This is a genomic window from Lysobacter sp. Root494, from assembly GCF_001427225.1.
Lineage (GTDB): Bacteria > Pseudomonadota > Gammaproteobacteria > Xanthomonadales > Xanthomonadaceae > Agrilutibacter.
The window spans coordinates 365,438-377,331 of record NZ_LMFH01000006.1 but is presented as its reverse complement, the minus strand read 5'-3'; the positions used below and the strand labels follow the sequence as shown (position 1 = coordinate 377,331).

The 11,894-nt window shown below is 64.3% G+C and carries 14 protein-coding genes; 3 read left to right on the top strand and 11 right to left on the bottom strand.

Annotated elements, in window-relative coordinates; genetic code table 11:
• Window positions 1–46 precede the first annotated feature (46 nt).
• The 6 genes from ASD14_RS11085 to ASD14_RS11060 all read right to left on the bottom strand — a co-directional run bounded on the left by ASD14_RS11085 (window position 47) and on the right by ASD14_RS11060 (window position 3,914).
• Window positions 47–829 carry a succinate dehydrogenase iron-sulfur subunit gene (locus ASD14_RS11085; RefSeq protein WP_056133345.1) on the bottom strand — a complete coding sequence of 261 codons (783 nt, stop codon included), beginning with the start codon at window positions 827–829 and terminating at the stop codon, window positions 47–49.
• A 14-nt stretch (window positions 830–843) separates the two neighbouring features.
• On the bottom strand, window positions 844–1,050 hold the full coding sequence (locus ASD14_RS11080; protein ID WP_056133342.1) for a hypothetical protein: 207 nt from the start codon (window positions 1,048–1,050) through the stop codon (window positions 844–846).
• 10 nt (window positions 1,051–1,060) lie between these two features.
• Window positions 1,061–2,851: a succinate dehydrogenase flavoprotein subunit gene (sdhA, locus tag ASD14_RS11075; protein ID WP_056133339.1), complete on the bottom strand. Its 1,791-nt coding sequence runs from the start codon at window positions 2,849–2,851 to the stop codon at window positions 1,061–1,063.
• A 3-nt stretch (window positions 2,852–2,854) separates the two neighbouring features.
• Complete coding sequence (gene sdhD, locus ASD14_RS11070) at window positions 2,855–3,250, bottom strand: succinate dehydrogenase, hydrophobic membrane anchor protein (RefSeq protein WP_056133336.1); 396 nt, start codon at window positions 3,248–3,250, stop codon at window positions 2,855–2,857.
• Window positions 3,247–3,654: a succinate dehydrogenase, cytochrome b556 subunit gene (sdhC, locus tag ASD14_RS11065; RefSeq protein ID WP_056133333.1), complete on the bottom strand. Its 408-nt coding sequence runs from the start codon at window positions 3,652–3,654 to the stop codon at window positions 3,247–3,249. The genes sdhD and sdhC overlap by 4 nt, the downstream gene beginning before the upstream one ends.
• A 74-nt stretch (window positions 3,655–3,728) precedes the next feature.
• A complete protein-coding gene (locus ASD14_RS11060) occupies window positions 3,729–3,914 on the bottom strand; it encodes a succinate dehydrogenase assembly factor 4 (RefSeq protein ID WP_157475285.1) in 186 nt (61 codons plus the stop codon).
• Between the two features lie 138 nt (window positions 3,915–4,052).
• Between ASD14_RS11060 and ASD14_RS11055 the strand changes: the two genes are divergently transcribed.
• The gene (locus tag ASD14_RS11055; protein WP_235565386.1) at window positions 4,053–4,817 is read left to right on the top strand and encodes a folate-binding protein; all 765 of its coding nucleotides are present in this window, start codon (window positions 4,053–4,055) and stop codon (window positions 4,815–4,817) included.
• A gap of 94 nt (window positions 4,818–4,911) precedes the next feature.
• Here ASD14_RS11055 and ASD14_RS11050 read toward each other — a convergent pair whose 3' ends face one another.
• From ASD14_RS11050 to ASD14_RS11030, 5 genes are all read right to left on the bottom strand, one after another.
• Entirely contained in the window at window positions 4,912–7,206 is a 2,295-nt protein-coding gene (locus ASD14_RS11050; RefSeq protein ID WP_157475283.1) for a thiamine pyrophosphate-dependent enzyme, read from the bottom strand.
• A 60-nt stretch (window positions 7,207–7,266) separates the two neighbouring features.
• Window positions 7,267–7,905 (bottom strand): glutathione S-transferase family protein, encoded by a 639-nt coding sequence (locus tag ASD14_RS11045; protein ID WP_235565393.1) that lies wholly within the window; start codon window positions 7,903–7,905, stop codon window positions 7,267–7,269.
• The gene (locus ASD14_RS11040; protein ID WP_082538919.1) at window positions 7,905–8,453 is read right to left on the bottom strand and encodes a GNAT family N-acetyltransferase; all 549 of its coding nucleotides are present in this window, start codon (window positions 8,451–8,453) and stop codon (window positions 7,905–7,907) included. Before ASD14_RS11040 ends, ASD14_RS11045 begins: the two co-directional genes overlap by 1 nt.
• A 66-nt stretch (window positions 8,454–8,519) precedes the next feature.
• A complete protein-coding gene (locus ASD14_RS11035; RefSeq protein WP_056133321.1) occupies window positions 8,520–9,683 on the bottom strand; it encodes an acyl-CoA dehydrogenase family protein in 1,164 nt (387 codons plus the stop codon).
• Between the two features lie 213 nt (window positions 9,684–9,896).
• On the bottom strand, window positions 9,897–10,712 hold the full coding sequence (locus tag ASD14_RS11030) for a glycine zipper 2TM domain-containing protein (RefSeq protein WP_056133320.1): 816 nt from the start codon (window positions 10,710–10,712) through the stop codon (window positions 9,897–9,899).
• Between the two features lie 166 nt (window positions 10,713–10,878).
• Between ASD14_RS11030 and ASD14_RS11025 the strand changes: the two genes are divergently transcribed.
• Together ASD14_RS11025 and ASD14_RS11020 are read left to right on the top strand one after the other, a co-directional pair.
• Window positions 10,879–11,109 carry a DUF6116 family protein gene (locus ASD14_RS11025; RefSeq protein ID WP_056133317.1) on the top strand — a complete coding sequence of 77 codons (231 nt, stop codon included), beginning with the start codon at window positions 10,879–10,881 and terminating at the stop codon, window positions 11,107–11,109.
• Window positions 11,110–11,113: 4 nt separating this feature from the next.
• Window positions 11,114–11,890: a TatD family hydrolase gene (locus ASD14_RS11020; protein ID WP_056133314.1), complete on the top strand. Its 777-nt coding sequence runs from the start codon at window positions 11,114–11,116 to the stop codon at window positions 11,888–11,890.
• Window positions 11,891–11,894 lie beyond the last annotated feature (4 nt).

Below are 11,894 nucleotides of genomic sequence, written 5' to 3'. Positions count from 1 at the left end.
GTGCATTGCACGCCTTTTGTGATTGCTCCAAGCCTTCCGTCCCGCCTCAGACCCGCCGGGCCAGCATCAGCTTCTTGATCTCGGCGATCGCGAGCGCCGGGTTCAATCCCTTCGGGCACGTCCGCGCGCAGTTCATGATCGTGTGGCAGCGATACAGCTTGAACGGATCTTCGAGATCGTCCAGGCGCGCACCGGTATCTTCGTCGCGCGAATCGACGATCCAGCGGTAGGCCTGCAACAGGACTGCCGGGCCGAGGTAACGTTCGCCGTTCCACCAGTAACTCGGACACGAGGTCGAGCAGCACGCGCACAGGATGCATTCGTACAGGCCGTCGAGCTTCTTGCGGTCGGCCGGCGACTGCAGGCGCTCGCGATCGGACGGCGTCGGGCTCTGCGTGCGCAGCCACGGTTTGATCGACGCGTACTGCGCATAGAAATGCGTGAGATCAGGCACCAGGTCCTTCACCACCGGCATGTGCGGCAGCGGATAGACCGGCACTTCCGGCTTGCTGCAGTCGTCGATCGCCTTGGTGCAGGCCAGCGTGTTGGTGCCGTCGATGTTCATCGCGCACGAACCGCAGATGCCTTCGCGGCAGGAACGGCGGAATGTCAGCGTCGGATCGATCTCGTTCTTGATCTTGATCAGCGCGTCGAGAACCATCGGACCGCAGGCCGCCATGTCCACCTCGTAGGTGTCTACGCGCGGGTTCATGCCGTCGTCGGGATTCCAGCGGTAGACCTTGAAGGTGCGCGGCTGCTTCGCGCCGGGCGAAGCCCAATGCCGGCCCTTCTGGATCTGCGAGTTTTTAGGGAGAGTGAATTCGGCCATTTGGGCGGTGTCTCTTACTGAGTTGCCACGGCGCCCAGGCGCTGTGTGCGCTTGGCTGCGTAGTGATAGATGACCACAACCAGGAAGACAGGCAGTGGGGCGATCGCACTGAACACAGACCCGATAGAGCGGATCCACGGCTGTGCGTCGCGCAAAATCACCCATGCGCGCCAGCCGCAAGCCAGCATGAAGATGATCGCTGCAACGTAAGCAGGGTTCATTGCATCGTCCTCAGTAGACGCGCTTCTTCGGGGGCACCACGGCGACGTCGTCCGTCAGCGTGTACATATGCACCGGGCGGTAGTCGATGGCGGTGTTGCCGGCGCCATCGACCCAGCACAGGGTGTGCTTCTGCCAGTTGGCGTCGTCACGGTCCGGGAAGTCCTCGCGGGCATGCGCGCCGCGCGACTCCTGGCGGTTCTCGGCGGAAACGATTGTCGCGAGCGCCTGGTCGAGCAGGTTCGACAATTCGAACGTTTCGATCAGGTCAGAGTTCCATACCAGCGAGCGGTCGCTGACGCGCACGTCGGCGAACGACGCGTGGATCTCGCGCATCTTGCGCACGCCATCGGCCAGCGTTTCACCGGTACGGAACACCGCGGCGTCGGCCTGCATCGTGCGCTGCATCTTGTCGCGAATGATCGAAGTCGGCGTGCCGCCGCTCGCGTTGCGCAGCCTGTCGAGGCGCGCCAGCGAAGCATCGCAGGCATCGGAAGCGAGCTTGCCCGGATCGCCGTTCGGCTTGATCGTTTCCGCCGCGCGATTGGCGACGGCGCGGCCGAACACGACGAGGTCGAGCAGCGAGTTCGAACCGAGGCGATTGGCGCCGTGTACCGATACGCACGCGGCTTCGCCGATGGCGTACAGGCCGGGAACGACCGCGTCCGGGTTGCCTTCGCGCAACTGCACCACTTCGCCGTGGTAGTTGGTCGGAATGCCACCCATGTTGTAGTGCACGGTCGGCAGCACCGGGATCGGCTGCTTTTCGACATCGACGCCCGCGAAGATGCGTGCCGACTCTGCGATACCCGGCAGCTTCTCGTGGATCACTTCGGGACCGAGGTGCGTGAGGTCGAGCAGGATGTGGTCCTTGTGCTCGCCGACGCCGCGGCCTTCGCGGATTTCGATCGTCATCGCGCGGCTGACCATGTCGCGCGGGGCGAGGTCCTTCACGCTCGGCGCGTAGCGCTCCATGAAGCGCTCGCCGTTGGAGTTGCGCAGGATGCCGCCTTCGCCGCGCACACCCTCTGTGATCAGGCAGCCCGCGCCGTAGATACCGGTCGGGTGGAACTGCACGAATTCCATGTCCTGCATCCCGAGGCCCGCGCGCAGCGCCATGCCGCCGCCGTCGCCGGTGCAGGTGTGCGCAGAAGTGGCGCTGAAATAGGCGCGACCGTAGCCACCCGTCGCCAGCACAGTGCCCTGCGCGCGGAACAGATGCAGCGTGCCTTCGGCCATGTCGAGGGCGAGCACGCCACGGCAGGCGCCGTGCTGGTCCATGATCAGGTCGAGCGCGAAGTATTCGATGAAGAACTGCGCGTCATGCGCGAGCGACTGCTGGTACAGCGTGTGCAGGATCGCGTGGCCGGTGCGATCGGCCGCCGCGCAGGTGCGCTGCGCCGGCGGGCCTTCGCCGAAGCGCGTGGTCATCCCACCGAACGGACGCTGGTAGATGCGGCCGTCCTCGGTGCGCGAGAACGGCACGCCGTAATGCTCGAGTTCGACGATCGCCGGAATCGCTTCCTTGCACATGTACTCGATCGCGTCCTGGTCACCCAGCCAGTCCGAACCCTTTACGGTGTCGAAGAAGTGGTAGCGCCAGTCGTCCTCGCCCATGTTCGCGAGCGCAGCGGCCACGCCGCCCTGTGCCGCGACGGTGTGCGAACGCGTCGGGAAGACCTTGGTGATGCACGCCGTCTTCAGGCCCTTCTGGGCGAGACCGAAGGTCGCACGCAGGCCCGCGCCACCGGCGCCGACCACGACCATGTCGAACTTGTGTTCCTGGATTTGATAAGCCGGCACGACTCAGGCTCCCAGCGCGATGCGGATGATGGCGAGCACGCTGGCGAGTGCCGCGAGGACGCAGATGAAGATGTTGAGCAGGTGCAGCGTCGTCGCCGACCACGGCGTATGCACGTAGTCCTCGATGATGACCTGTAGGCCGAGCTTGGCGTGCCAGAACGTCGCGATGACGAAGGCCACTAGCAGCGTCGCGTTCCACGGATTCGCCACGGCCGAACGCACGGTCATGTAGTCGTCGCCGATGAGCGAGATGATCAGGCCGATGACGTACAGCGACAGGAACACCAGCGCGATCGCGGTGATGCGCTGGAGCACGAAGTGGTGCGTGCCATCCTTCGCGGAGCCGAGGCCGCGCGCGTTCTTCAGCGGCGTGCGCAGGCGGTTGCTGGGAAAGCTCATGCGCCACCCCGCTGCATGATCGCCACGACCCAGATCAACGCCGTCAACACAAGGCTGCCGAACACCGAAATCCAGCTGTTGCGCACGAAGTTCGCGATCGCATAGCCGTAACCCGCGTCCTGCACCAGGTGGCGGATGCCGTTGATGAGGTGATAGGCGAGCGACCAGCTCCAGCCGAACATGATCAGGAAGCCCAGCGGCGAACGCGCGAATGCGCTGAACTCCGCCCAACTCGAAGGGCCAGCGGCCAGCGAGACAAACGCGCAGACCATGAGCAGGCTGCCCAGGGCGAGAACGATGCCGGTCGCGCGGTGAAGGATCGAAGTCACCATCTGCACCTGCCAGCTGTAAACCTGCAGGTGGGGCGACAAGGGACGTTCGCGAACGCGTGGGTGTTCGGCCATGAGCGTGCGGTGTCTCTCGGCTGGGCGGCAGGGCCGCGTGGCGGAAGTGCGGAGTGAGCTGTGGAGCGTGAAAGCTAGAAGTCGATGCAGCGGCCGTTCTTTTCCCAGTCTCCGTAACGGGTGGGCTCCGGACCTTCGCGTCCACCCCACTCCTTCGGGTGATCCGTCTTCGAACCGGTCGGCGCGGGCGTCTGCTCTGCGTCGGACGGAACGTCGATGACGTTCTCGTACGGGGCCTTCTGGGAGGATTGGCCTATCATCTGAGTACGAAATTTTAGTTCCCAGCCCCCATGCATGACAACCCGCAGGCCTTGCCGGGCCGGGCATTCGCCCTTCCCGACCACCGCGTGATCGCCCTTTCAGGGCGTGATGCGTCGGCATTTGCGCAGGCGCAGTTCATGAATGATCTGAAGTTGCTCGCCCCCGGACGATGGCAATGGAACGGGTGGCTGACACCCAAGGGACGCGTGATTGCGCTGTTTGCGCTGCTGAAGTTCGACGAAGAAACTCTGTGGCTGCTCGTGCCGGATACCGACCCGGTGGCGCTGGCGGCGGCGCTGCAGCGCTTCGTCTTCAGGGCCAAGGTCACGATCGCCGTGCGCGACGATCTGCACGTGGAAGGTGCCTTCGCGTCGCCCTCGGTGGCACGTGGCAATGATCTGACGGGCGATCCCGCGTCCGGCGTGGAGCTCGACTTCAGTGCGGACGCTGGCCCGCGCACTTTGCGCATCGTGCCGGATTCGACCGCTTCGCACGATGCTGTATGGATGCAGCGCTGGGCAGCGTTCGACCTGGAGCATGGTTTGCCGCGCCTCCCCTCTTCGCAGAGCGATCACTGGACGCCGCAGCAGCTGTCACTGGATCGGCTCAATGCCTTCAGCGTGAAGAAGGGTTGCTATCCAGGCCAGGAAATCGTCGCACGCACGCACTTCCTCGGGAAAGTGAAGCGTGGCCTGGCTTTGGTCGAAGGCAACGAAGCGATGCGTGCCGGTGACGACCTGCTTGCTGGCGGGCAACCGCTCGGCCACCTGGTTGCGAGCGCGGATGATGGCGAGCGGCATCTTGCGCTGGTTGTTGCACCACTTGAGCGTGAGCTGATTGCGCTCCAGGCAGGCGCCATCGAAGTACGCGAGTTTCCGCTCGGCGAAGGACTCGCCCGCTGAAGAAGTATGTGGCCATGGGCGGGCTCAAACGCCCGCCTTTTTGCCTGCTTCATTCTTTTCGCCTTTAGCGCACGAGCAGCGGCCTGACCCCACTCTACGCGAGCCTGCCGGCAGCGGCCACGATGTCGTCCTCGCCCGGAATCACCAGGAAAGCAGCGCCGGCCAGCGGCGTGTAGGTATCGACACCCACGACGCGCTGGAACGGTCGCGCACCGAAGCCCCCTTCGGCGATCGCCGTGATGACGCCCTCGCCAACGCCGGCGCTGTGGCGTCCTTCATCGACAATGATGATCCGCTTGGCCGACCTGGCCTGTTCGACGATATAGGCTTCGTTGAGCGGTACCAGCCAGCGCAGGTCGACCACGCGCACTTTCCAGCCGTGGTTGGCTTCGATGGCACGCGCCGCACGCAGGCTCATCGGCACGCCGTTGCCGTAACTGAAGATCACCAGGTCGTCGTTACCCTCGCCGTAGACGCGGCCTTCGCCGAGCGTCATCGCTTCGTCAGGCTTCGGGTACGTCGTGAGCCATTGGCCGTCGCCCGCTTCGTACAGATCCTTGGCCATGTACAGCGCGATGGGCTCGAGGAATACGCTGACGCGGCCATCGACCTTCGCCAGTGCGGTGAGCGTGCGCAGCATCGTCGCCGCATCATCGCCGCGCGACGGACAACCGACCACGAGTCCCGGAATGTCGCGCAGCGCGGTGATCGAGTTGTCGTTGTGGAAGTGGCCACCGAAACCGCGCTGGTAACCCAGGCCCGCGATGCGCACGACCATCGGATTGGCGTACTGGTTGTTGCTGAAGAACTGCAGTGAAGCCGCTTCGCCGCGGATCTGGTCACAGGCGTTGTGGAAGTACGCGAGGTACTGGATCTCGGGAATCGGCAGCATGCCCATGTTCGCGAATCCCTGCGCCATGCCCAGGATCATCGTTTCGTCGAGCAGCGTGTTGAACACCCGGCGCGGCCCGAACGCCTTCTGCAAGCCCTTGGTGACGGTATAGACGCCGCCCTTCTGCGCCACGTCCTCCCCGAACAAAAGCGTGTCGGGATACTTGGCGAAGATGTCGTGCAGCGCGTTGTTGATCTGGATGGCGAGGTGGCGGGGTGGCTGGTTCTCCGGGAGCTTCGCTTCGCTGCCGAAGACTTCGAGGCGGCGATCGCCGTAATCGGCGCGTGCGGCTTCCCGCTTCACTTTCTCCGGTGAGTACGGAGCTAGTGGTGCGATCACATCGGCCAGCTTGTCCAGCTTGGGGCGACGATCGGCTTCTTCCGCGGCAGCGAAGCATTTCTTCCGCGTCGCTTCGTACAGCTCGAGGACTTCATCCTTCGACATCAGCCCGGACTCGAGGGCGATCTCGGCAGAACGCAACAGCGGATCTGCGGCTTCTACCGTGCACAACTCTTCGACCGAACGCCACTCGATCTCGAAATCGGTACCGGCATGGCCCATGATCCGGTTGGTCTTGAGATGCAGGAATGTCGGGCGGCGCGTGCGACGGCAATGCTCGACGGCCTTCTGCACATCGCCGTAGCCCGAGGCAAGGTCGAGGCCGTCGGCGAAGAAGTAGTCGAGGCCATCCACGTGCTGGAAACGATTGGCTATCCAGCCGCTCGGCGTCTTGACCGAGATTCCGATGCCGTTGTCTTCGCATACGAAAAGCACGGGCGCCGGCAGCTTCTGGTACGCAGTCCACGCGGCCGCGTTGAACGCGGTTTGCGCAGTGGCGTGGTTCGCCGACGCATCCCCGAACGAACAGATCGCGATGCTGTCATCCGGGACCGGCAACTGGTGGCCGAGGCGCCTGCCGGCCTCGATGGCAACCGCGGTGCCCAATGCCTTGGGCAGGTGGGAAGCGATCGTCGACGTCTGTGGTAGCACCCACAACGGCTTGCTGCCCCACACCTTGTGACGGCCACCCGATGCGGGATCGTCCTTGCTGGCAGCGAAGGACAGCGCGGAATCCATCACCGGATCAAGCTTCTTACCGCCGGTGCCCGGCAACTTGCGGAAACGCTCGGCCATGAAGCCGCCGGAGCGGTAATGCAGGAATGCCGGATCGGTGTGGCGCGTCAGGCGCGCGACCATCGCGTTGCCTTCGTGTCCCGATGAACCGATGGTGTAGAAGACCTTGTTCTGGACGCGCAGCACGCGCGCCATCAGGTCGAGGTGCCGACTGATGAGCTGCGACTCGAACAGTTCACGGAAGCCCTGCGCATCGAGCGCGCTGCCATCGAGGATGGCCTCGTGCGCCGTCGGCTTCGCATCGCTGCGGCCATCCCACGCTTTTACGAACTCGCTGAAATTGACGTCGCAGATCTCGGCCCGGTTGAGGCCTTTCATGCGGGCGGGAATGGGGTTCGGAACAGTTGCGAACATGGGGGTCATTTCGTAGGGCGGGCTCAGGCCCGCCATTGGAGTGGTCGCAAGGTGGGGCTTGAGCCCGCCCTACGTGGATTGATCGATCAGCGCCTGCGCAGCAGCATCCGGCTGCGGAAGCGACACGAATCCGGGCACTTCGGACACGCGCGCCAGCCAGTCGAGGATCGCCGGATAGCGCTCGAGACCGATGCCGCCGTGGCCCGCGACGCAGGTGTAGGCGAACAGCGCGATATCCGCGATGCCATAGAAGTCGCCGGTGAACCAGCTATGCGACGAGAGATGTCGCTCCATCACCGCGAGCGCCTCGTGGCCGCGTTCGCGCAGTCGTGGCAGATCGGCGCGACGCGGCGAATCGATGGGCGTCCAGCCGGAGATAAAGCGTGCAACGGCGATGTACGGCTCGTGGCTGTACTGCTCGAAGAACATCCAGCTCAGCGCCTTCGCCTTCTGCCACGGATCGATCGGCAGGAAAGGCGTGCCTTCCGCGAGCCAGTGCAGGATCGCGTTGGATTCGGTGAGCACGCGGCCATCATCGAGTTCGATGAAGGGCACCCTGCCGTTCGGGTTCTTCGCCAGGAATCCAGGTTGGCGTGTTTCGCCGATCGCGCTGTTGACCTCGACCCAGCGATAGTCGCGGCCGAGCTGCTCCAGCAACAGCCGCACCTTGTGGCAATTGCCCGAGGGCGAGAAACCGTAGACGGTGATCACGCGGCGACTTCCCTGCGTGCGAGCCATTCGTCGCGGGTCTGGGCCCAGATCTCGATCGGATGCACATCAAGCGGTGCCGGCAACTTGCCAGGGCCGCGATTTCGAGAACCCAGCCGCTGCGCGACCGCCTGCGATGCCGTATTGGTCGGTGCGATGGAATGGATCACCTCGCTCCAGCCCAGCACGTCGAATGCCCAGTCCATCGCCGCCGCGCAAGCTTCGGTCGCATAGCCCTTGCCGCGTGCATCGGGGTGGAACGAATAGCCGACTTCAGTCCCTGGCCACCCATCCGGCTGCCATGGGCCCGCCTGGCCCATCCAGCGGCCGCTCGCCTTTTCGATCACCGAGAACATCGCGAAACCCTGCAGCATCCACGCGCCCGGCATCTGCAGGAAGCGTCGCCACGCATCGTGGCGCTGCAGCGGACCGCCGATATGGTGCGAGCTTTCGTCCGCGAGCATCTCGGCGTAGCGATCGAAATCTTCCATGCGCGGCACGCGCAGGATCAGGCGCGATGTTTCGAGCTGGACATCAGGAACTGCCACGGCTGTCCTCCCTGGTGTTTGCGATTGTTCCCGACATCGCGCTTTCGCGCGACGGCGCTTGCAACATCAGAACGCGTTGATACCCGTCAGTTCGCGGCCGATCACCAGCTGGTGCACGGTTTCGGTGCCTTCGTAGGTAATGACCGATTCGAGATTGAGCGCGTGCCGGATCGCGGCGTGTTCCGTCGTGATGCCGGCGCCACCGAGCAGATCGCGGCATTCGCGCGCGATGTCGATCGCCATGCGGCAGTTGTTCCACTTCGCCAGCGAGACCTGCGCGGGCTGCATCTTGCCTGCATCCTTCAGCCGGCCGAGCTGCACGACCAGGAGCTGCGCCAGCGTGATGCGGCGGGCCATTTCGGCCATCTTGATCTGCGCACTCTGCGTTGCCGCCACCGGGCGGTCGAACAGGATGCGTTCCTTGGTGTAGTCCAGCACCTCGTCCAGACAGGCGATGGCCGCGCCGATCGGTCCCCAGGTGATGCCATAACGCGCCTGGGTGAGGCAGCCGAGCGGACCCTTCAGGCCTTTCACGTTGGGCAGGCGATTGGCTTCCGGCACACGCACGTTGTCGAGGTACAGGGCGCTGGTGACCGACGCACGCAGCGACATCTTGTGTTTGATTTCCTGCGCGGCGAAACCGGCCATGCCCTTCTCGACGACGAAGCCCTGGATGCCTTCATCGGTCTGCGCCCAGACGATGGCGATGTCGGCCAGGTTACCGTTGGTGATCCACATCTTCGAGCCATTGAGGACCCAGTCGCCGCCATCCTTGCGGGCGTTGGTCTTCATGTTGGCCGGATCGGAACCGCCGTGCGGCTCGGTCAGGCCGAAGCAGCCGATCGTCTCGCCGCGCGCCATCGATGGCAGCCAGCGCTCGCGCTGTTCTTCGCTGCCATAGGCAAAGATCGGATACATGCACAGCGAGGACTGCACGCTGACGAAGCTGCGGATGCCGCTGTCGCCGCGTTCGAGTTCCTGGCAGATCAGGCCGTAGCTGACGGCATTGAGGCCGGCGCAACCGTACTTCTCGGGAAGCGAGGAACCCAGCAGGCCCAGTTCGGCGATTTCCGGCACCAGTTCACGCGGGAAACGGCCTTCATCGAAGGCGTCGCCGATGATCGGCAGCACGCGTTCGTTGGTGAAGCGCGCGACGGTGTCCTGCACGGCCCGCTCTTCTTCGCTCAGCAGGGAACGGACGTCGTACAGGTCGTTGGAAGGCAGGGCCATCGGGAAATGCTCGGGCGCGGAGAAAGTTCGCCATTGTATCGGCCCGTTTTCGGGGGCGGCAGCCGTGGAATGGCCGACTGTCCGGCGCCCGCCGGTGCAAAGCGACGATCGATCCTGCGGAATGATGAGGGGCGGCTCCTGCAGCTTCCGGTCCCAGAAAACAAACGGGGCCGGATAATCCGGCCCCGTCGGGGTGCTGCCTGCTGCTGCGGATCAGCCCTGGGTGCCGTCCGAGGCCGCCGAAGCGGTCTGGGTAACGACTTCGCCGTTGATGACCGGCAGCTTGTCGCCCGGCTTCTCATCCATGCGGATGGTCTGCTCGGCACCGTTGTAGCGATAGGTCACGTTGTAGCCGACCACTTCGTTCTCGCTGCCCAGGCGGATCTGGCTGCCCGGCTTGCTGCCGGTGCGCATCGTGCCGGTGGTGCCGTCCGGATTGCGGTACGTCACGTTGTAGGCAACGGTCTTGCTCGAGGTGCTCGAGTCGGAAACCGTGTGGCACTGGCGTTCGGTGCGGCTTACGACCTTGCCGCCGACATGATTGCGATCGACGCGATTGCCGATGTAGCCACCGGCCGCGGCGCCCGCGACCGTTGCGGCCTTCTTGCCAGTACCGCCGCCCACCTGGTTACCGACCAGGCCGCCGATGATCGCACCCGCCACCGTGCCGCCGACATTGCCGTCGCGTTCCGGAGCGCGCTCCTGCACGACGACGTCCTGGCAGACTTCACGCGGAGTCGAGGTGGTGCTGGTTTCCTTGACCGGCTCGGTGCCGATCACGGTGGCGTACAGCGGCTTCTTCTCGGTCAGTTCCTTGACGTTCACCACGTCGGCATATTCGAGCTTGCTGGCATCGATTGCACCGTTGGCCGCCAGGTCGCCTTCGACGCCAGCGGTTGCCTGCGGATTCGCCGTAGCGAAATCGTTGGCAGCAGTGTTGTCGTTGCTGCGGAAGCTGTTGTACGCCGCGACTGCGACGCCACCCACCAGCAGTGAAGCCAGCGCCACGGCAAGCATGTTCTTGTTCATCTGAAGCCTCCTGCTGCGGGTTGGCCCCGCGGGTTGATCGGACGGCTGCATTGCAGCACCACGAACCTGAACGAGCGCGGAGCCACGGCAACAAAAATCTAACGGATGCGAAACCGTTGTTCACAGCGTGATAGCGTCCACATATCCAGTTTTTCGGGTTCGCGTCATGGCCAATCCCCTTCTCGCTCCTGTCCTCGGCTTCCTCGGCCGCCTGAGTTATCCGCGGCTGTTCGTGATTACGACCGTGCTGTTCGTCATCGATCTGATCATTCCCGACTTCATTCCGCTGGCGGATGAAATCCTGCTCGGCCTGGGCAGCCTGTTGCTCGCGAATTTCAGAAATCGCAAGACGCCGGAGCCGCCGAGGAACGTCATCGAAGGCGAGACCCGTCGCTGACGGCATGGTGCTGGTCGACAGCCACTGTCATCTCGACGCTGCCGAGTTCGATGGTGACCGAGAAGCAGTCATTTCCCGGGCGCGTAGCGCCGGCGTGCAGCAACAGATGGTCCCCGCCGTGGATGCGGCGAGCTGGCCGAAACTGCGGGAAGTCTGCACCCAGGCCGCAGGACTGTTTCCTGCGTACGGACTCCATCCGATGTATCTCGAAGCGCATCGCGAGGAGCACCTGGCGCAATTGCGCGAATGGATCGAACGCGAGCGCCCGCTGGCCGTCGGCGAATGCGGTCTCGACTATTTCGTCGAGGGTCTCGATCGCGACGCGCAGTCGCATTACTTCGAGGGCCAGCTGCAACTTGCACGTGAGTTCGACCTGCCCGTGATCGTGCATGCACGACGCGCCGTCGATGCGGTGATCGCCGCAATCCGCAAGGTGGGGAGACTGCGCGGGGTGATCCACAGCTACCCGGGGAGCATGGAACAGGCACGGCAGCTGTGGGATCTCGGCTTCATGCTGGGCCTCGGCGGGCCGGTGACCTACGAACGCGCCAACCGGCTGCGCAAGCTGGCGGCTGAAATGCCGCTCGAGCACCTGCTGCTGGAGACCGATGCTCCGGACCAGCCTGATGCCGGCATTCGCGGCGAGCGCAATGAACCGGCGCGCCTGTGTGAAGTACTCAGGGTGATTGCGGAGCTGCGCGGCGAAGAGGAAGCGCACGTTGCGACGGTGACCACCGCAAATGCGCGTCGGTTGTTCGCCTTGCCGGCCGGCGAAGACTGACGGA